The organism is Sporomusaceae bacterium ACPt, from assembly GCA_041428575.1.
Classification (GTDB): Bacteria; Bacillota; Negativicutes; order Sporomusales; family Sporomusaceae; genus Sporomusa_D; species Sporomusa_D carbonis.
In genome coordinates this window covers 1,610,096-1,630,513 of the sequence record CP155570.1, presented here as the reverse complement: position 1 = coordinate 1,630,513, position 20,418 = coordinate 1,610,096, and the positions used below count along the sequence as shown (strand labels likewise).

The 20,418-nt window shown below is 43.4% G+C and carries 22 protein-coding genes; 2 read left to right on the top strand and 20 right to left on the bottom strand.

Annotated features, from left to right (window positions below; all coding sequences use genetic code 11):
• Positions 1–49: 49 nt before the first annotated feature.
• From fliE to folP, 14 genes are all read right to left on the bottom strand, one after another.
• The gene (gene fliE / locus SCACP_RS08220; RefSeq protein WP_425060853.1) at positions 50–352 is read right to left on the bottom strand and encodes a flagellar hook-basal body complex protein FliE; all 303 of its coding nucleotides are present in this window, start codon (positions 350–352) and stop codon (positions 50–52) included.
• Positions 353–362: 10 nt separating this feature from the next.
• Complete coding sequence (flgC, locus tag SCACP_RS08215; protein WP_425060852.1) at positions 363–797, bottom strand: flagellar basal body rod protein FlgC; 435 nt, start codon at positions 795–797, stop codon at positions 363–365.
• 2 nt (positions 798–799) lie between these two features.
• Complete coding sequence (gene flgB / locus SCACP_RS08210; protein ID WP_425060851.1) at positions 800–1,210, bottom strand: flagellar basal body rod protein FlgB; 411 nt, start codon at positions 1,208–1,210, stop codon at positions 800–802.
• 183 nt (positions 1,211–1,393) lie between these two features.
• Positions 1,394–2,170, bottom strand: coding sequence for a GTP-sensing pleiotropic transcriptional regulator CodY (gene codY / locus SCACP_RS08205; protein ID WP_425060850.1), 777 nt, complete (start codon positions 2,168–2,170; stop codon positions 1,394–1,396).
• 34 nt (positions 2,171–2,204) lie between these two features.
• The gene (gene hslU, locus SCACP_RS08200; RefSeq protein WP_425060849.1) at positions 2,205–3,605 is read right to left on the bottom strand and encodes an ATP-dependent protease ATPase subunit HslU; all 1,401 of its coding nucleotides are present in this window, start codon (positions 3,603–3,605) and stop codon (positions 2,205–2,207) included.
• A gap of 14 nt (positions 3,606–3,619) precedes the next feature.
• Positions 3,620–4,150, bottom strand: a complete 531-nt coding sequence (gene hslV / locus SCACP_RS08195) for an ATP-dependent protease subunit HslV (protein WP_425060848.1) — start codon at positions 4,148–4,150, stop codon at positions 3,620–3,622.
• Between the two features lie 23 nt (positions 4,151–4,173).
• Entirely contained in the window at positions 4,174–5,127 is a 954-nt protein-coding gene (gene xerC / locus SCACP_RS08190) for a tyrosine recombinase XerC (RefSeq protein ID WP_425060847.1), read from the bottom strand.
• 92 nt (positions 5,128–5,219) lie between these two features.
• Positions 5,220–6,515 (bottom strand): FADH(2)-oxidizing methylenetetrahydrofolate--tRNA-(uracil(54)-C(5))-methyltransferase TrmFO, encoded by a 1,296-nt coding sequence (gene trmFO / locus SCACP_RS08185; RefSeq protein WP_425060846.1) that lies wholly within the window; start codon positions 6,513–6,515, stop codon positions 5,220–5,222.
• Positions 6,516–6,584: 69 nt separating this feature from the next.
• Positions 6,585–8,702 carry a type I DNA topoisomerase gene (gene topA, locus SCACP_RS08180; RefSeq protein ID WP_425060845.1) on the bottom strand — a complete coding sequence of 706 codons (2,118 nt, stop codon included), beginning with the start codon at positions 8,700–8,702 and terminating at the stop codon, positions 6,585–6,587.
• Entirely contained in the window at positions 8,699–9,793 is a 1,095-nt protein-coding gene (gene dprA, locus SCACP_RS08175; protein WP_425060844.1) for a DNA-processing protein DprA, read from the bottom strand. The genes topA and dprA overlap by 4 nt, the downstream gene beginning before the upstream one ends.
• A gap of 161 nt (positions 9,794–9,954) precedes the next feature.
• A complete protein-coding gene (locus SCACP_RS08170) occupies positions 9,955–11,082 on the bottom strand; it encodes an MGDG synthase family glycosyltransferase (protein ID WP_425060843.1) in 1,128 nt (375 codons plus the stop codon).
• A 13-nt stretch (positions 11,083–11,095) separates the two neighbouring features.
• Entirely contained in the window at positions 11,096–11,599 is a 504-nt protein-coding gene (gene folK / locus SCACP_RS08165) for a 2-amino-4-hydroxy-6-hydroxymethyldihydropteridine diphosphokinase (protein WP_425060842.1), read from the bottom strand.
• Positions 11,596–11,964 carry a dihydroneopterin aldolase gene (gene folB, locus SCACP_RS08160; RefSeq protein WP_425060841.1) on the bottom strand — a complete coding sequence of 123 codons (369 nt, stop codon included), beginning with the start codon at positions 11,962–11,964 and terminating at the stop codon, positions 11,596–11,598. Before folB ends, folK begins: the two co-directional genes overlap by 4 nt.
• Before the next feature lie 11 nt (positions 11,965–11,975).
• Complete coding sequence (gene folP / locus SCACP_RS08155) at positions 11,976–13,178, bottom strand: dihydropteroate synthase (protein WP_425060840.1); 1,203 nt, start codon at positions 13,176–13,178, stop codon at positions 11,976–11,978.
• 125 nt (positions 13,179–13,303) lie between these two features.
• Here folP and SCACP_RS08150 point away from each other — a divergent pair, with 125 nt between their 5' ends.
• Complete coding sequence (locus tag SCACP_RS08150; protein WP_425060839.1) at positions 13,304–14,356, top strand: nicotinate phosphoribosyltransferase; 1,053 nt, start codon at positions 13,304–13,306, stop codon at positions 14,354–14,356.
• A gap of 33 nt (positions 14,357–14,389) precedes the next feature.
• Here SCACP_RS08150 and SCACP_RS08145 read toward each other — a convergent pair whose 3' ends face one another.
• The 6 genes from SCACP_RS08145 to SCACP_RS08120 all read right to left on the bottom strand — a co-directional run bounded on the left by SCACP_RS08145 (position 14,390) and on the right by SCACP_RS08120 (position 18,885).
• The gene (locus SCACP_RS08145; protein WP_425060838.1) at positions 14,390–15,265 is read right to left on the bottom strand and encodes a methyl-accepting chemotaxis protein; all 876 of its coding nucleotides are present in this window, start codon (positions 15,263–15,265) and stop codon (positions 14,390–14,392) included.
• Positions 15,259–16,014, bottom strand: a complete 756-nt coding sequence (locus SCACP_RS08140; protein WP_425060837.1) for a TPM domain-containing protein — start codon at positions 16,012–16,014, stop codon at positions 15,259–15,261. The genes SCACP_RS08145 and SCACP_RS08140 overlap by 7 nt, the downstream gene beginning before the upstream one ends.
• 23 nt (positions 16,015–16,037) lie before the next feature.
• Complete coding sequence (locus SCACP_RS08135; protein WP_425060836.1) at positions 16,038–16,592, bottom strand: LemA family protein; 555 nt, start codon at positions 16,590–16,592, stop codon at positions 16,038–16,040.
• Between the two features lie 77 nt (positions 16,593–16,669).
• On the bottom strand, positions 16,670–18,199 hold the full coding sequence (locus tag SCACP_RS08130; RefSeq protein WP_425060835.1) for a YifB family Mg chelatase-like AAA ATPase: 1,530 nt from the start codon (positions 18,197–18,199) through the stop codon (positions 16,670–16,672).
• 19 nt (positions 18,200–18,218) lie between these two features.
• Complete coding sequence (locus tag SCACP_RS08125) at positions 18,219–18,575, bottom strand: YraN family protein (RefSeq protein ID WP_425060834.1); 357 nt, start codon at positions 18,573–18,575, stop codon at positions 18,219–18,221.
• 19 nt (positions 18,576–18,594) lie between these two features.
• Positions 18,595–18,885, bottom strand: coding sequence for an EscU/YscU/HrcU family type III secretion system export apparatus switch protein (locus tag SCACP_RS08120; protein ID WP_425060833.1), 291 nt, complete (start codon positions 18,883–18,885; stop codon positions 18,595–18,597).
• A 1,123-nt stretch (positions 18,886–20,008) separates the two neighbouring features.
• Between SCACP_RS08120 and SCACP_RS08115 the strand changes: the two genes are divergently transcribed.
• Complete coding sequence (locus SCACP_RS08115; RefSeq protein WP_425060832.1) at positions 20,009–20,131, top strand: hypothetical protein; 123 nt, start codon at positions 20,009–20,011, stop codon at positions 20,129–20,131.
• Positions 20,132–20,418 lie beyond the last annotated feature (287 nt).

Here is a 20,418-nt window from a genome sequence, read left to right as displayed (position 1 = left end):
ACATTACAGTATAAGCAGTATTATCAACAACACTTTTTTCAACCAAGCATTAAACCTGCATTCTCATAACTTCCTGGTAAGCATCAACGACTTTGTTACGCACTTGCATTGTAAGCTGCAAAGCAATTGCAGCTTTTTCAGCAGCAATGGTAACCTCAGCTACATCCTGGACTTTGCCGGCAGCTAGATTTATCGATGCCTGCTGGGATTCATTTTGCAGCCTATTAACATTGTTTAAGGCATCTTTTAAAAAGTCACTAAAAGATTTTTCCGGGTTCTCCGACTTATCAACCGGGCTTAACTCGGCCAGCTTGCCTTTAACAGGCATTAAATTCAACGCTTCAATCTTCATTTATACTCTCCTATTTTCCAATATCCAGAGCTTTCATGGCCATGCTTTTGGCGGCATTGACAGCCGCTACGTTGGCCTCATAGGCTCTGGAAGCAGTAATCATGTCAACCATTTCCGACACAATATTAACATTTGGCATTTCCACATAACCTTCGCGGTTGGCATCAGGGTGGTTGGGATCATACACAAGTTTTAGCGGACTGTTATCCTTAATAATTCCTGTTACACGGACACCCGTTCCTGCATCGATCTGGCGGGAAAGTACTTGTTCAAACGAAGTCTGGCCTGAACGGGGTTCAAAAACTACCATCTGGCGACGATAAGGACCGCCTTCAGCAGTGCGGGTCGTGTTGGCATTAGCTATATTATTAGAAATAACATCCATACGCAACCGCTCCGCCGTCATTCCTGAGGCTGCAGCATCAATGGCCCGGAACAGTTCCATAATCAACGTCTCCCCTCATTTATTGCAGATTTAATGTTGGCAAAATATTTACTAATTTGTTGCGCAACAGCATCATAATAAATGGAGTTTTTTGCCAGATCAGCCATTTCGCTGTCAATATCCACATTATTGCCGTCACTGCGCAAAGAAGTATTGGTGATTGTGTTTATGGTCGGTTCAGGGTTAAACGCAGATTTTATTGTCAAATGGCGTTCGTGCGTTCTGACAATTGGCAGCTTTTGCATGCTCATGGCTAATTCAAGCTGGTCTTCAAAACTAACTACGCTTTTTTTAAACCCAGGCGTATTTACATTGGCAATGTTATTGCTAATTACGTCATGGCGAAGTGCGGCTGCACTCAACGCTTTTTCCAATACCGACAATTGAGTTGAGTTTAAAAGTGAGTCAAGCATCCGCTAACCTCCTGTTAACTAAAAAGTTATGCTCATAAATCAAAAATACCATATTTTTAGCTATGTAACCTTATGCATATTTCTACAGAATTCGCAAAAATCCTTTAAAAACCTGATGTTAAGCTATTAAGTTTTTTTAACAAAAAACCAGCTACTCGAACAGTAGCTGGTTAAATGTACAAATTATTTTTTCAATTTTTTCAACTCATCAAGCAACCGCTCATTAAGTACCTTAATATAGGTTCCTTTCATGCCAAGCGATTTTGATTCAATAACCCCGGCACTTTCAAACTTACGCAGCGCATTGACAATTACCGACCGGGTAATGCCGACACGGTCGGCAATTTTGCTGGCGACAAGCAGACCTTCATTGCCTTCAAGTTCACTTAAAATGTGCATAACGGCCTCAAGTTCCGAGTAAGACAGTGTCCCTAGCGCCACCTGCACGGTGGCCTTTTTCCGGGCTTCTTCTTCAATCTTTTCACTGCGGTCTCTGAGCATTTCCATACCAACAACGGTGGCGGCATATTCGGCCAAAACTAAATCGTCGTCAGTAAATTCGATGCTAAATTTAGCGACAATGAGTGTACCAATCCGCTCACCAACAGCGTGAATTGGTATAATAGTAGTAAACTTGTCGTTAAATAAGCAATTAGTGCCGGCGCTGAAAGTACAAATTCCATGTTCCAACCTAAGATTAGGTGATGTCTGGTCAATCTTCTGCAGCCATTCCACATAACGCTCAGGAAATTTTCCTAATTGCAGCACTTTGTCACGCATAAGATCGCATTCGAAATCGTCAAGCAAGGCATATCCCAAAACAGTGCCGTCTTTGCTGACGATATAGACATTAGCGGCCATAACAGCGCTGAGTACAGATGACACTTCACTGTATTCAACATTCTCTGATTTTTGTAGCAATTTGTTAATTGCACGAGTGCGTTCTAATAATGATGACATATTCATCCACCTTTCATAATAAAAACAAATAATCTTATAAAATATAATGGCTCAGGTCTTGGTTAACAACTATATAATCAAGCTTGGATTTAACATATTCACGATTGATGACAACAAGCTGTCCGGTAACATCAGGAGCTTCAAACGCCAAGTCCTCTAAAAGTTTCTCCAATATAGTATGTAACCGACGAGCGCCAATATTTTCAGTCTGAGTATTAACCTTACAAGCAATGTCGGCAAGCTCATCAATAGCGTCCTCGGTAAACTCAATTTTTATACCTTCGGTTTCCAGCAGGCCTACATATTGTTTAATCAAGGCATTAGCCGGTTCAGTTAATATCTGACGAAAATCTTCTTTGGATAAGTTAGTAAGTTCAACCCGGATAGGAAAACGTCCCTGCAATTCTGGTATCAAGTCAGACGGTTTGGAAACATGAAAAGCGCCGGCGGCAATGAATAAAATATGGTCGGTTTTAACCGGCCCGTACTTGGTAACAACTGTAGAACCTTCGACAATTGGTAATATGTCGCGTTGGACTCCTTCCCTGGAAACGTCAGGGCCTGAACTATGGCCTCTGCCGGCTATTTTATCAATTTCATCCAAAAAGATGATTCCGTAGTTTTCTGCTACATTGATGGCATTTGTTGTTACTTCATCCATGTCAATCAGCTTTTGTGCTTCTTCCTGGATGAAAATTTTCCGGGCATTAGCTACTGTTACCTTGCGTTTCTTTTGTTTTTTGGGAATTAAGCTACCAAGCATATCTTGAATATTCATGCCCATTTCTTCAATCCCAGTCCCGGCGAACATCCCCAGTACCGGCTGAGTAGTATCCTCTACGGTAATTTCTATAAGCTCATCTTCAAGTTCACCGGCAACCAGGCGCTTACGCCACCATTCGCGACCAGTATTAAACGGCGGCGGTTCCTGCGGCTCTGCCGGTTTTTCCTGAGCATTTCCCATGCCGCCCGAAAATAACATTTCAAAGGGATTACGCGCCGGCTCTTTTTTGGCTACAGGAACAAAATGATCAAGAATACGTTCATTGGCCAAATCCTTGGCCTTGTCATTTACCTCAAACATCTTCTGCTGCTTTACCATGCGAATTGATGTCTCAACCAAATCCCGCACCATAGATTCGACGTCACGTCCAACATAACCTATCTCGGTGAATTTAGTTGCTTCCACCTTCACAAATGGCGCATTTACAAGTTTTGCCAAGCGCCGGGCAATTTCTGTTTTGCCGACGCCGGTAGGACCAATCATTAAAATATTCTTAGGGATAATTTCTTCCTTGAGCTCTGCAGGCAATTTTTTGCTGCGCCAGCGATTACGTAAAGCCACAGCTACCGATTTTTTGGCTTGCTTTTGGCCAATTATATATTTATCTAATTCATTGACTATTTCTTTTGGTGTGAGTTCTAGCAAAATCATCCCCCCTATAGAAACTATAATTCTTCGACCGTAATATGGTCGTTAGTATAAACACAAATACCGGCGGCAATTTCAAGCGCAGTTCGGACAATATCAGCCGCCTCCAGTGTCGAATGTTGTACTAAAGCCCGGGCAGCCGCAAGTGCATAAGGCCCCCCGGAACCAATAGCGGTAACCCCGTCATCCGGTTCAATAACCTCGCCATTACCGGAAATAATAAGAAGATGTTCAGCATCAATAACGATGAGGAGCGCTTCCAACCGTCTTAATACTCTATCCAAACGCCATTCCTTAGCAAGTTCTACTGCTGCCCTCATCATGTTACCGTTAAACTCTTCGAGTTTTCCCTCAAACTTTGTAAATAAAGTAAACGCGTCAGCCACTGACCCGGCAAACCCAGCCAATACTTTACCATGATAAAGACGGCGGACTTTTTTGGCATTATGCTTCATAACGGTATTCTGACCAAAAGTAACCTGCCCGTCACCGGCAATGGCTGTTTTCCCCCGATGGCGAACAGCAACAATAGTTGTAGCATGAAACATGATTCAATCACCTCCGAGGAATTTTAAGCACGCGGGTGAGACTTTTTATAACTAGCTTTGAGCCTTTCTGTAGTTACATGTGTGTAAAGCTGAGTAGTAGATAAATTAACATGCCCCAAAAGTTCCTGCACTGACCTGAGGTCAGCACCATTGTCTAAAAGATGAGTAGCAAAAGTGTGGCGGATAGTATGAGGACTGACATTTTTTTTAATTGCCAGCACATCAATATACTTTTCGATAATCCGCCGGACACTTCGGTCTGTCAACGGCCCACCCCGACTATTAACAAATAGACGATTATGAGGCTTCGCCGCTTGCCTGCCGTATTCGCCAGCTTTGGCACATAACTCGGGTCGCGCCTTGTAAAGATACTGTTCCAGAATATTAACCGCTGTCCGGCCCATAAGCACTATTCGCTGTTTGGCGCCTTTGCCAGAAACAATAATTGTTCGACCGGCGAAGTCAATATCTGGTAAACAAATCCCGACAAGTTCGCTTACCCGTACCCCGGTAGCATATAATATCTCTAGAACAGCCTTATCACGTAAGCCGAGTGGAGTGCTATCCGCTAAGGCCAATAACCCGCTAATCTCATTACTGTCAAGAAAAACTGGCAATCTTTTTTCCAGTTTTGGGGTCCTAACAGCATTGCACGGATTCTCACTTACAATGCTTTCCCGGCATAAAAACCGGAAAAACGACCTAAGCGCCGCAATCCGCCGCATGATAGTCGCTTTGGCATACTGTTCCGAATTAAGATAAGCCAAATAGCTGCGAATTATTAACGGAGTAACTCTTGCCAACAGCTCCTTGCCAGCACCTTGACTAGACACAAACTCTACAAACTGAATAATGTCTTTCTGATAACTATGAATCGTGTGCTGGGAGGCGTTTTTCTCAACTTTTAAATAGAGTACAAATTGCTCTATCAATTGGTCAATTTGATGCATTTCCTTGCTCTCAGGCATCCTAACCATTCTTTCGTGCTATGTAAAATATCCTTATCTTGAGGAAATTACTTTTATACTAACATACTTGAGAAAATTTCGCAATAATATTGTCATATTATTCAAATAAATTCCCCTAGTGTCTTTAGGGCCCGGTCAGCAATCATTCTGTTCTTTAATTTTTTATCCTTTATTTTTTGACCTAAAGGGGGCAACAAACCAAAATTTATATTCATAGGCTGGAAATTTCCCGGATCAGCTTGGGTAATATACCGGCATAATGCCCCATGAGCTGTCTGTACCGGAAAAACCCGCGGCTCCAAGCCGTGAGCTAAACGACCGGCATTAAATCCAGCTATCAGGCCGCTTGCCGCTGATTCAACATATCCTTCAACACCGGTAATTTGACCGGCAAACAGTATATCATGCTGATCAACCATCTGCAAGGTAGGCAAGAGTATCTTAGGTGAATTAATAAATGTATTCCGGTGCATTACGCCGAAACGGATAAATTCGGCATCCTCCAAGCCTGGAATAAGTCTGAAAACTCGCTGCTGCTCCGGCCATTTAAGGTGAGTCTGGAACCCTACAATATTATATAGTGTTGCCGCAAAGTTATCCTGACGGAGTTGGACAACAGCATAAGGCAGCTCACCTGTCTTAGGATGTTTTAGGCCAACCGGTTTCATGGGACCAAAGCGCATGGTTTCAATTCCTCTGGCAGCCATGGCTTCTATAGGCATACAGCCTTCGAAAACCACTACTTTTTCGAATTCTTTGACCGGAGCTGTTTCAGCATGTGTGAGCTCATGCCAAAAATATTCATATTGTTCCTTGGTCATTGGACAATTAAGGTAATCCTCATCCCCTTTGCCGTAACGGGATGCTCTATAAATTATATCCATGTTCAGCGAATCAGCAGTGACAATCGGCGCTGCCGCATCGTAAAAATACAAATAGTCATTGCCGGTAAGACTGGCGATTGCGCTGGACAAGGCTGGAGAAGTCAGCGGCCCGGTGGCAATAACCAGGGGCCTGGCATTAGGTATTTCGGTAACTTCATTATTAAATACGGAAATACGCGGATGGTTACTTATGGTTTCAGTAATAAACCGGCTAAAATCATTCCGGTCCACAGCCAAAGCTCCACCAGCTGGTACACAATGGGTATCGGCTGCTTTCATAACCAGTGAATTTAATCGCCGCATCTCTTCTTTTAAGAGTCCGACGGCATTTTCTACCGCCGCCGCCCTGAGCGAATTGCTGCACACCAATTCAGCAAACATGCCTGTATGGTGGGCAGGAGTCATGACTTTAGGGCGCATTTCGTATAAATCTACATCAACACCGGCTTCAGCTAACTGCCAAGCAGCTTCGCTGCCGGCTAAACCGGCTCCTAACACAGTAACTCTAGCCACTTTTTTTCCTCCGGTTGGTTGCAGGCTCCTTTGTATCTGCCTGTTCTTTATCAGCTTCTAGGCTATTTACTACTCTTTATTATCAGAAGTTTGCCTTGAAGAGCAGGATTCACTGCTGCATATTGTAGCAAAACCGCCATTTTTGTATTTGTGCCTAATCATATACGCCCCACACACAGGACAATTTTCTTTTAAAGGCATATCCCAAGTAGTAAAATCGCATTCCGGATAGTTTTCACAACCATAAAAGATTCTACGCCTCTTAGTCTGCCGCTCAACAATAGCACCGCCACATTTTGGACATTTTACACCGATATCTTTTAAGACAGGTTTGGTGTTGCGGCAAGCGGGGAATCCCGGACAGGCCAAAAAGCTACCATAGCGTCCCTGTTTTATGACCATCATCCGGCCACAATTTTCACAGGCAACATCAGATACCTCTACCGGCAGCTCTACATGACCGATAGCTTCTTCGGCAAAACTCAAGTCGTTAGCAAACGGACCGTAAAATTGTTCTAAAACCTCGAACCACGAGACATTCCCTTCAGCTATGTCATCTAATTGGTCTTCCATTCCGGCCGTAAACTCGACATCAACAATTTTGTTAAAATATTGCTTTAAGAGGTCAAGTACGACAAAGCCAAGTTCAGTTGGCTGGAATTTTTTATCAATACGTTCAACATAACCCCGCTCGACAATAGTCTCAATCGTCGGAGCATAAGTACTAGGACGACCAATACCTTTTTCTTCAAGCACTTTGACCAACGACGCTTCAGTATACCGGGGCGGCGGCTCAGTAAAATGCTGGTTGGGCAGCAACTTATACAGCTTTAAAATTTGGCCAGATTTAAGTTCAGGTAGAGTAGCTTCATTATCCAAATCACTATCGGAATTTTGCTCAACTTCTTTACCTTTGCCAATAGCACCGCTAAAAGCCGCCAAAAATCCAGGAAATTTAAGCTGTGATCCAGTCGCTTTAAATTTATAGCGACCAGCAGTAATCTCCACAGTGAGTGTATCATAAATGGCTGGGTTCATCTGGCTGGCAATAAATCTTTCCCATATAAGCGTATAGAGTTTTAGTTGGTCTTTACTGAGACTTGGCGCAACGGCTTCAGGCGGCAAACCGAGAGTAGTCGGCCGAATGGCCTCATGAGCATCCTGAGACTTCTTATTGGCATAAACCGGCGCTTTGTCTGGCAGATAATCTGAACCAAATTTGGACTCAATATAATTTCTGGCTTCCTGTTGAGCAGTTTCAGCCACCCGAGTCGAATCGGTACGCATATAGGTAATAAGGCCGACCTGCCCGGCCTGGCCAATGTCAAGACCTTCATATAGTTGTTGGGCAACCATCATGGTTTTGCGGGAGGTAAATCCTAATTTACGAGCTGCTTCTTGCTGAAGGCTGCTGGTGATAAATGGTGGATAGGGATTGCGTTTTCTCTCCCGCTGTTTAACATCACTGACTATAAATTCAGCCTGATTTAGTTCAACAACAATACGCTGAGCCTGAGCTTCGTTATTGACGTCTAATTTCTTGCCGTCAATTGTTGCCAGTTCTGCATCAAATGCTTTGGAATTAGGTTTTTCTTTGAGTTTAGCGGTAATTGTCCAATACTCTTCAGGAATGAACGCTTGGATTTCTTTTTCCCGATCACAAATTAACCTGACAGCTACCGACTGTACCCGCCCGGCGCTCAAACCTTTGCGCACTTTACGCCATAAAAGCGGGCTCAGTTTGTAACCAACGATCCGGTCAAGTATGCGTCTGGCCTGCTGGGCATACACTCGCGGCATGTTGATGGGTCGCGGTTTTTTAACCGCTTGTTGAATAGCCGGTTTGGTGATTTCATTGAATTCAATCCGGCAAGTAGTTTGTTCTGGAATATTTAAGATGTGAGCTAAATGCCAGGCAATCGCTTCGCCTTCTCGGTCAGGGTCAGTCGCGAGATAAACTGTATCGGCATTTTTGGCAGCTTCTTTCAGGCTTTTTATCAGTTCGCCCTTACCTCTGATGTTAATATATTTCGGTTCAAAGCCATGCTCAATATCTACGCCAAACTGGCTTTTGGGCAAGTCACGCAAATGCCCCATGGAAGCTTTAACTAAATAATTTTTTCCAAGAAATTTTTCGATTGTCTTGGCTTTAGCCGGGGACTCTACGACAACTAGAGCTTTGGTCACTCAATTCCCTCCCTGGCGGCACAAGTATAGCGTTGACCACTATGTTCGACCGTCAAACCCCGTAATGTAAGCTGCAATAATATATATGCGACTGTCGCGGGCGGTACATTCAATTTTGTCACAATTTCTTCAATTCCAACAGGACTTTCATAGTTTAGCAAATGATATACAGCTTGTTCATCAGTAGTTAGCTTAAGGACCGGCTGCTCACCCGGTATTGTTGTTTGCCAGCCATATTCCTCCAGTATGTCAGCAGCACTGTCAACAAGTTTAGCGCCCTGCTTAATCAGACGGTTGGTGCCTTTACTATTAGCCGCAAAAATAGTTCCGGGGACCGCAAATACGTCACGACCCTCCTCTAAGGCAAAGTCGGCAGTAATTAATGCCCCACTCTTTTCTGCAGCCTCCACTACAACCACTCCACGGGCCAAGCCGTTGATTATACGGTTCCGGGCAGGAAAATGACCCGGATGAGCCATTACACCTGGCGCATATTCAGATATTATGGCGCCTCTTTCAACAATTCGAGCTAATAATTTGGCATTCTCAGGTGGATAGCATACATCTACCCCTGAGCCAAGCACCGCCAGGGTGTAACCTTGCTCCAGTTCCAGTGCTCCCTGGTGAGCTGCAGTATCAATGCCTCGGGCGGCGCCGCTTATAATGCCTACGCCGGCAGCAGCTAGACCTGAAGACAGCATCTTTGCCGCATTTTTGCCATAAACCGTAGCTTTACGCGAACCAACAACAGCGATTAATTTATCATTATGTGGTAAGGTGCCACGGTAATACAAAATATACGGTGGATTGAAAATATTTCGCAACAATACGGGATAATTGCCGTCCTTCAAGCAGCAAAGACATATACCTTTTTTTAATAAAACTTCAGCCAATTTATGTATATCTATCTTGTCCCGATAGCTAAGTAAATTATTACAAACAGTATTATCAAGACACTTGGATAAAAATAAATCGCCCTGGTCAACCAACCAAGCCTGCCGGGCGCTACCGAAATAGTTGACCAAGGCCTTAATGCGTGAACTGCCAATACCTGGCACCATCTGTAAGGCCGCCAAGTATAAATTCTCCATGTCCAGTTCCTCCACATTAGCTAACTTTGATACCCCAATAGCACATCGTAGTAAATACTTGGTAAATCGTAATACTAGCAATTATACATGGGATAAATTCTAAAGGTCAAGACCCTTAAGTCCCAATTTAAACAATTTTTTACAAAATTTTAGACTTTATTTTAAGAAAAATAACGATTAGCGATAATTCCTGTTATATCTTTACAGGCAGTTGGGTGTCCAATTGTTAAGGCCTGGCGGCGCATAATACTAAGCTCATTACTGTCTGGTAATAGCAGTCTGGTTAAGATAAATTTTAGTTCTCCTACTGAATCAGCCCTAAGTGCTGCGCCACTATTTAGTAGATAATTAGTGTTTGCCTCTTCCTGGCCTGGAATGGGGCGATAAATAATTAGCGGAACCCCCAACGCCAACGCCTCGGACACGCTCATACCACCAGGCTTGGATATTAATAAATCGGCAGCGGCCATGAGTTCATATATATTATCTACATAACCAAAAACTTTGACCGGATGAGGCATTGTTTGTTTAAGACAGTTAAGTTTTCTGTAAAGATGTTGATTTTTCCCGGTAACGGCCATGAGTTGCAAGGGAATATCAATTTGCGCACATAACGTGAATATTTCCTCCATGGGCAAAATTCCGGCGCCGCCCCCCATAATCAAAACATTTTTCCGGTCGCCAGCCAGCTCGAGCTTGTTTAATAGCTGCCGTCTGTCCCATGATTGATTAAAACTATGGCTCACCGGTATGCCTGTAATAGATATATTTTGGGGAGAAATACCGTATTGTTCCAGGTATTCCGCCATACCGGTGTGAGCGACAAAATAATGGTCTAATTCTGAGTATACCCACAAGCGATGTACAACAAAATCAGTAATAACAGCTACAGCCGGAATGGTAAGCAACTGCCTTTTTTTTAGCCAAGCCACCAGCCCGGCGGGAGTCGCATGGGTACAGACTATCACTGACGGTTGAAATTTTTCAATATAATCTAACATATAACGGGCGAGAAATTGGCTGATCAACTCCCGGCCCCAGAGAGCCAAACGGCTCTGATTCCCCCAACTGTACAGAGTTCCATAAGCCTGAGGCAAAACATCAAGAATTTTCAAATAGGTATTAAGGATAGTCTGGCCGATGGCTGGACTGAAAAAATCGAATATGTTGCATAACTCAGTTTTTGTGTCCGGAAGGCTTACTTCCATCATTCGGCTGACAGCTTGCGCAGCCTTAATATGGCCGGCACCAATTGGTGCGCTGATAAATAAAACCCTATGATTCGCCAATATCCTTCTCCTACTAGGATAATTTTATCTTACCGTATAAAACTACTTCGCTATTATCGCTGGTGGCAGCCAGCAACTCTTTTGCCGTCTTGCCTTTGTATACAAGAATGTCGCCGGCAATTTCAGCCAACGGAGTTAAGACAAACCTTCTATCAGGCATGCGCGGATGCGGCAGCTCAAGTTTTTCGGCATTCATTTGTTCATCATGGTAGATTAAAAGATCAATATCAATGTTGCGAGGACCCCAGCGCACTTCCCGCACCCGTCCCATTTGTCGCTCAACACTTAAACAAACGTCAAGTAGTTCCTGTGGCGGCAAATCAGTTTCAATAGCTATCACTGCGTTGAGAAAACTAGGCTGTTCCTTTAATCCTACCGGCTCAGTCTCATATAGTGAAGATATTTTTGTAACAGTAATACAGGGGTGATTACTGAGCAACTTAATCGCGCCGGCGATATTTTCCTCTCTGGTATTATTGTTGCCACTAATATTTGATCCTAGTCCCAGCGCAATCATTGGTCCCGTCTCCGTACGGCTTCGACCTCAACATAATCAAGAGCAGCTGCAATAGGCACCGACGGTTTGCGCACCCGTACTGTCACTTCTTCTACCTTAGGGAAAAGCCGTAAAACTTCCTCAGCAACATGGTAAGACAGTGCCTCAAGGAGTTGGAACCGTTGATTTTCTAATATATCCTTGGTATGATTATAAATTGATACATAATCTATTGTTTCTTCAAGCCGGTCACTTTTACCAGCCTGACTTAAATCAGCTTTCATATCAACATCAACATAAAAACGCTGTCCTAATTCCTGTTCAAATTCATATACTCCATGAAAGCCATAAAAAACCATATTTTTCAAAGACACTCTATCACTCATACTAATACCCCCTACTGATATTTGGCATTGACCATTGCATCTGTCATTTTGGCGATTCTGGCTATAGCTTTTACATCATGCACCCGGACAATGTTGACACCTTTAGTTATCCCTAGGGCTACGGTAGCGCCCGTTCCTTCCACCCGGTCGTCCGGCGGAGCATTCAAAATCTCACCGATAAACCGCTTACGCGAACTTCCTAAGAGTATTGGGCAGCCAAGTGACCTAAGCTCATTAAGCCTGGCCATTACCACCAGATTATCTGCCGGTTTTTTGCCAAAGCCAATGCCTGGGTCGACAATAAAATTATCAGTGCTTATGCCGGCAGCCTCGCCTATTTCTATGCTGCGGCGTAAAAACTCAAGGATATGGGACATTATATCCCGCTGATATACGGTGCCTTCCTGATTATGCATAATTACAATAGGAGCATCATACTCGGCAACTACTTTAGCCATTTCATTGTCATACTGCAATCCCCAGATATCATTAATAATATGCGCGCCAATTTTCAGTGCCTCCCGCGCGACACTACCTTTATAAGTATCAATAGAAACAGGCACACTAGAAATGGCCAAAACTTTTTCCAGCACAGGCATTAGCCTGTCCAACTCTTCTTCAGCAGATATTTTTTCTGAACCGTACGGTCTGGTAGATTCAGCGCCAATGTCAATAATATCAGCACCTTCACTAATCATTTCCTCAGCATGCCTTAGCGCAGCATCAATATTATTAAACTTGCCACCGTCTGAAAAAGAATCAGGCGTAAAGTTAAGTATCCCCATGACCAACGTTTTCTCCGGACTGATTGTTAATGTATGCTGTCCTAATTTATATGTGCGGTGAGGGAATTTTTCGTCAGCGGCTATTACAGCCTCCAGCTCTTCAGCCAGTTTAGCTAAACCCCACGGCTGAACTTTAAGCTGAGGTATAGCCTGTTTAAAATGCTTCAGGCTGCCACAAAGTAAAACATCGGTATATTCGGCGCTAAGGTCTGCCGTCCCCCTAGTTACTGAAGCTTCACCGCCTTTAGAGAGAAAGGTTTGTTTTAAAATAAGAGCAGCTTTGCTCATTATATTTTCAATTTTAATAGTTTTATACACAGCTTTGCCGGACATGATACCAGCCCCGGCAGTATCACAATTTATTTTCGCCAGTTCTTTGCGGGCCTGCTCCTGATTTTTTATCTCAATTACTCGTAGATTATATCTCATCAGTATCCTCCCCTATTGCGACAAAATGTAATTTTATTGTATCATAAAATTATGTAGAATAAAGATCATTATGCAAATTTTAGAAATTTATCATAGGATTTGCAATATCTAGGAGGCTTTCTATAATGAAACAACGCCTATCGCCTGATTTGTTCACCATTCCTGTTGAACAAATAAAAAACGGTTTTTTTAGCGACAGTTATTTTTTGCGTACCCGGGAGATTTTAATCAAGGACAATCACCGGCCTAAAGTTCTCATGCAAATCTTTCAGCGCCAACACGCCGTTGTCTGCGGTATTGACGAAGCTATTGCCATTATCAAAAAGTGCGCCTACCATCCTGACAGTTTGGTTATTCACGCGCTGCATGATGGCGATCATATTGAACCGTGGGAAACTGTTATGACGATTGAAGGCGATTTGGCAAATTTTTCTCATCTGGAGACAGTTTATTTAGGGGTACTATCCCGGCAAACTAAAATTGCCACTAACGTGCACCAAGTAGTTAAAGCCGCTAATGGCAAACCGGTATTATTCTTTCCTTCTCGTTTTGACCACTATGCAGTACAAGCTTCTGACGGCTATGCCGCCCATATTGGCGGCGTTTACGGCGTATCAACTCCGGCTAACGGCTCGCTTTGGGGTGCGGAGGCGCTTGGCACCATCCCGCACGCTTTAATTGCCGCCTACAACGGCGATACCGTCCGGGCATCCAAAGCTTTTGATCTTCATATTGACCCACAGGTAAATCGGGTAGCGCTTGTTGATTTTGACAATGACTGTGTGGGAACCTCTTTGGCAGTAGCCAGAGAAATGGGTGACAAATTGTGGGCAGTTCGGCTTGATACTGCTGATAACCTTGTGGATGTTTCAGTACTTCCTCACATGGGTACTTTTAAACCTACCGGTGTCTGTCAGCAATTGGTTATAAATGTCCGCAAGGCGCTTGACCGTGAAGGATTCAACCATGTAAAAATTATGGTGTCAGGTGGTTTTAACACTGAACGCATCACCCAGTTTGAGGCTGCCAACGTGCCTGTTGATATCTATGCTGTCGGCGGTAGTCTGTTTAACGACAATATTAATTTCACAGCAGATATAGTTATGGTAAATGGACAACCCTGCGCCAAAGTTGGGAGAAGTTATCGTCCAAACTCCAGGCTGACTTTGGTAAAATAAATTAGTGATAAAAAAGAACCCTCGCGGGTTCTTTTATTTTTTTTGGGTATTTAAATTGGAAGCCAAGCTGGCCAATTGCTCTGACATAGCCATTAGCATCTGGCTGTGCGCTGTCAGATTTTGAATGGTATTGGCCTGGTGCTCGGTAACCGAGTCTATTTGGCCGATTTCAGCAGTAATTTTTTCAATAGACTGTTTTATATTATTTAAGATTGTTGTAATTTGGGTTGCCGAACTGGCACTATTGGTAGCAAGTTTACGCACTTCTTCTGCTACCACACCAAATCCTCGTCCCATTTCACCCACTCGGGCAGCTTCAATGGCGGCATTAAGTCCTAACAGATTTGTCTGACTGGCCACATTCTTGATAAACCCAACAACTGAATCAGTATCAGCCACCTGCTTATTGGCAGCTACCGACAATTCTTTAAGAAAACGACTACTAGCTGCCAGTTCTTCCGCTTGGGCCAATATAGATTGGATAGAGGAAGACAAATGAGCGGCCGAATTTGAGAGTTGTTTAGCCGCCGCTGCTAACGTATTATGCCGTTCCAGTGACTCATGGATAGCCACCGCACCGATAACTTCGCCCTGATTATTGATGACCGGCAGGCTGATGGCAACATAGGGAATACCGTAAACATCACTACTCACTTCAGTAACTACCCGGCTTTTCTGCTGCATTGCCTTATACGCGGCAGACCCCGGCTTAATCGGTTCACCAACAACTACATGACCTTCAAGTTCAGGAATAGAATAAGATACCAACCATTTTTCCCGGTCGCTGACAACCATCCCCACTTTGCCGCTTATTAGTTGAGGTATGTATTTAGCAACCTGAACAAAACATTCCAGTAGTGAAACTTCTGTCACATAAAACACTTCCTTTGCTCGTGCTATAGCTACCATTTACGGCTCGAGCCGCCACCACCGCCTGAACCTCCGCCAAAACCGCCGCCCCCACCACCGCCACCGCGGAATCTAAGAAGCGAAAGAATGAAATAAGTAATACTGCCACCAAGAAACAACCAATCAAAAATCACCAGTGCTAATACGCCGGCTGCTAAAGCAAGCTGGACCCACCATGGCAGATTGTCCCACCATGATTCATTACCGGAAGAACGAACTTTGGCCGGTTTGACATTGGTGTTGATATCTAAATTGTATTCTTTAGCCGTCACATTGACCAATGCTTGATAGCCGCTCCAAATACCTTTACTATAATCACCGGCAGCAAAGTAGGGCACCATATAATTATCTTGAATGGCGCCGGTTTTGGCGTCGTTTAATGCACCTTCCAAGCCATAACCGACCTCAATCCGCGACTGACGGTCATTTACGGCAACCAACATGAGCACACCGTTATTTAGCTGCTTGTCACCAATACCCCAACGCCTGAAGACTTCAAGGGCAAAATCTTCTATTGGCACCCCTTCAGTTGATTTTACCGTCAACACGACAATTTGCGCTTTGGTTTTAGCAGCCAAATTAGCGCCTAAGCTATTAATCTTATTCTTTGTCTCAGTATCTAACACCCCAGCATGGTCTTGAACATATATGCTACTGGTTGGTGCCGGAGGAATTTGCGGCTGAGCCCACGCGACAGACGCTATTGCAAAATATATTAATAAAATCAGCCAAGCCAGCCTTTTATTCATAAGCTATCCCCTCGTTCGGCAAATTAGAATTTTACTTGGGGAACTTGTTTAGCGCCTTCTTCAGCTTTAAAGTATTCTTTAGGACCAAAACCCATCATGCCGGCAAACAGGCTTGTCGGCAGTGAACGTATTTTCACGTTATAACTTTGCACTGCGTCATTATAGTCTTTGCGGGCCACAGCAATGCGATTTTCAGTACCTGATAATTCATCCATAAGCGCACGAAAATTTTGATCAGCTTTAAGGTTAGGATAGTTTTCAGCCACAACCAACAACCGGCTAAGAGCTGAATTTAATTCGGCATTAGCCTGGGCCTTGCCTACCGGGCCTTGCGCTCCGGCCAGCTTAGCGCGCGCATCGGCAACAGCCTGAATGGCTTGCTGCTCATGAGCCGCATAACCTTTTACCGTATTAACCAAGTTAGGAATTAGGTCAGCACGCCGTTGCAATTGATTTTCAATCTGACTCCATTTACCATTAATATTTTCGTTCATACTAACCAGGGAATTATAGCTAAACATGGCACTTAACACTAGCACGCCGACGATGGCAACAACAATCCATACTGTTTTGTTCACATTAAACCCTCCAATCTTAATTAAAAAGAGATTCCTTTTAATTATATCTAACGTAATTTAGTATTCTTAAAAGGAAATTATTTCCTGGAAATGCTTTGAAAATCATTGCGGAATTGAATAGCCTCGGCTATGTGCCTTGCTTGAATTTGCGCCGCACCATCCAAATCAGCAATAGTCTGCGCAACTTTTATTATCCTGTCATAACCTCGGGCACTTAGGTTCATTCTGCTAAAGGCTTGTTTAAGGAGGCTCTCAGAATCAGGCGTCAGCCGGCATAAAGTTCTTATATGCTTATGCTCCATTTGGGCGTTGGCATATAATCCCCACTTTTTAAGACGTTCCTGTTGGACAAACCTGGCTTTCTCCACGCGCTGCCGGATAACTGACGACGATTCTTGCGGCATAGTTTTGATTAGATCATTGTACTCAAGGCGCGGCACATGAATTGTTATGTCCAATCTGTCAAGTAACGGCCCGGATATTTTTTTCTGGTAGCGGCGAATATCCGCTGGGGTACAAGAGCATTCCCTGGAAGGGTCCGAACTAAACCCGCACGGACATGGATTCATAGCAGCAATAAGCATCAGCTTAGCGGGATAAGATAAGGTAGCACTAACACGGGAGACTGTAACCTCACCATCTTCCAGCGGCTGACGCAACACTTCAAGTACTGGCCTAGGAAACTCAGGCAATTCGTCTAAAAACAACACGCCGTTGTGACTTAACGTAACTTCACCTGGTCGAGGAATAGTGCCGCCGCCAATCATACCGGCAGTCGATACGGTATGATGCGGGCTGCGGAACGGCCTAACAGTAACTAATCCTACGTTATGTTTAAGCAATCCGGCAACACTATAAATTTTTGTTACTTCAAGCGCTTCCTGTGCTGTCATGTCAGGAAGTATTGACGGAATTCGCCGGGCCAACATCGTCTTGCCTGAGCCTGGTGGCCCTATCATCAGTACATTGTGAAAGCCGGCAGCAGCAATTTCAAGCGCCCTTTTGGCGACAACCTGCCCCTGTACATCGGCAAAATCAAGCATGGGATCCATTGCTTGGCATTCCGGTAATTCAGGCTTTGCCGCTGTTAGCTTGGTTTCACCGTTAAGATGCGCAACAACTTGAGTTAGGGTTTCAGGCGCATAAACAGTTAGTTTTCCTGCTAATAGAGCTTCTTGAGTGTTGTCAGGAGCAACAATCATTTCTAATAAATTGTTCTCTTGGCAATTTACCGCCATAGATAGTATTCCCGATACGCCTCGTAATCTTCCTTCCAACGACAGCTCACCGGTAAACACCTGCTTACAACAGCTTTCCGGGGCAATTTGGCCGCTAGCTGCCAGTATGCCTACAGCAATAGGCAAATCAAGCCCTGAACTGTCTTTTTTTATATCAGCAGGCGCTAAATTTACAGTAATACGGCGCCCTGGAAACTCGAATCCGCTGTTTTTTATGGCTGCCCGCACCCGTTCCCGCGATTCGCGCACAGCCGTATCAGGTAATCCCACAATGTCAAAGCCGGGAATTCCGTTGGCAATATCCACTTCAACTGTTATTAGCACACCGTTTAGACCTAGTGTCGTCGAACCAAAAGTTTGTGCAAACACTGGTTACCCCCACAACTATTTAGCGGCCAAACGCATTGATAATATGATTAACTTTTACTGAGTCTGCCTGCAAATAAACTTCAAGAATATCAAACCTGCAGGGCACATCAATAAGTCGCCGCTGGTTTAAAAAGCAAAGTGCAGTGTTAATTATCTTCTGCTGCTTTTTAAAATTGACTGCTTCGGCCGGAAAACCATAGACAGTCGAACGTCTAGTCTTAACCTCAATAAATACCAGGCAATCTTTATCTTTGGCCACAATATCTACTTCTCCCGTCTTGGCGCGATATTTAGTGACAATAATGTGATAACCAAGCCTGCTTAAATAGTTCACGGCAAATTGTTCGCCTTTATCACCAACAGCAATATGATTCATACTCTCCTCCGGCAGGCAATTACTTAAAGCGCTTGCCCAGTCGCTGGTCCAACTGGTAAATGTACGCCAAAACTTCGGCTACCGCCTGATACAGTTCAGGCGGTATTTCGCGGTCTAGTTCAACAGCCATGAGCATACCTGTCAGCGTTTTATTTTGGTATACGGGAACTCCGTGCTCCTTAGCCGATCTTAAAATTTTATCGGCGACAATACCTGTACCTTTGGCCACTACCTTAGGGGCTTGATACTCCTGTTCGTCATATTTAATAGCCACTGCTTTTGGTACTTTGTCCTGTTTCGAGTCTGGCAAAGCATCATCTCCCCTTGTGGCAATATATTATTCAGTGCTACCAGGTATAACAGAATCGGAACATCTCCTGTGAGTTAGCCTCCTAAATTACGGGGATTAATCTAATTGAAAGATATGGATATTTAATGTAACCTGTTTAAGTTTTATATTCTTCATCGATGCCCTTTTTCCTTCAGTTAACAGTTCCTTCTCCATAATATGTATTTACTTTGCCAACTTCTACGTAAAAACTATATCACAAATAAGAATTCTGGTACCCCCCTCTTCATTATTACATAATATATACCAAGATATTATTTCTGTGGAGGGCAACCATGATTAGCTTCATATTTGGTATTTTAATAGGATATTTCTTTCACCCCTTTATTGCAATCATAATTGACCTTTGTATCAGCCTCTGGAATAAGTATCATAAGTTCGCGTAATATGGCAAATACTCGTGACTTTTTGAATCTCCTTTTTTGAATATGTAACCCGTCTATTATATGGGACTTACGATCTATACCAAATATTGTTGCAACATTGTAAATTATAGGAAAAGACATAGATAAGAAGGTGTTGTTATGCAGCTAGATTCACGTATTAAACACTTAACAACTATTATTATATAGTATCCAATAAAGATTTACAGGCGTGTTGTTAGTATAAGCGTAAGTCAAGCGCCAGCGGTGAAGCGTTACTAACAACACGCCTAAAAAATCTTTATTGGATTTCATATAGTATTGTATTGTATTTTATTATTGGTCTCACTATTGGACTGTACTATTTTGATTTTGAGATTGCTCTAGCAATTAAATGCGGAGCCTTGTTTATTCTATATCCTGCCTTTAGTTTAGCAATTTTTATAATATCAAATGATATCAGCACTACTGGTGCGATAAACGAATTTATACCCATCTTTGCGACACTTACTCTAATATATACTCTTATTCCTATAATCCTATATCGACTCATAGAAAAATCAAAAATAACTACGAGGTAATTTTTTCTACAAACCATACTCTAAACTTAGCAAAATCTTCGCATATTATGTAATATGATTAGGCTGGTAAAACAATGGAGGCTTGTACTATGAAAAAACTCAAGTTACTCAATGTGGAGTATCCGGAAATCGTAGATTGGAATGAACAAAAAGGGACTCGCTTTTGCTGCGTACCATTCTATTGTCGTCCGTATCATTGTCGTCCATATTATTGCCACCCTTATCGATTATGCCGTCCTTTTGACTGTTGTTATCCTCAATTAGATCCTTAGAACAGAAACAATATCTTATCTGTTGACCTCATTACTTTAAATTTCAACCAGACCAACTGCCAACACCTGCCTATATGCCGCCTTATACCATTCAAAAATTCGCTGCAGCCTTGACCGGCAGATGCATAATAGTGCAGTCTGCGTCGATTCATGCTTTAGTTGGCCCCCATCATACACGCGCCTCCTTTACGGCAAAAAAAGAGCCGGTAGGCTCTTTTTTACTTGCCAATGCCTATGAGTAATGTCATCAGGTTCGATTAACCGATGGATACCGCCCAT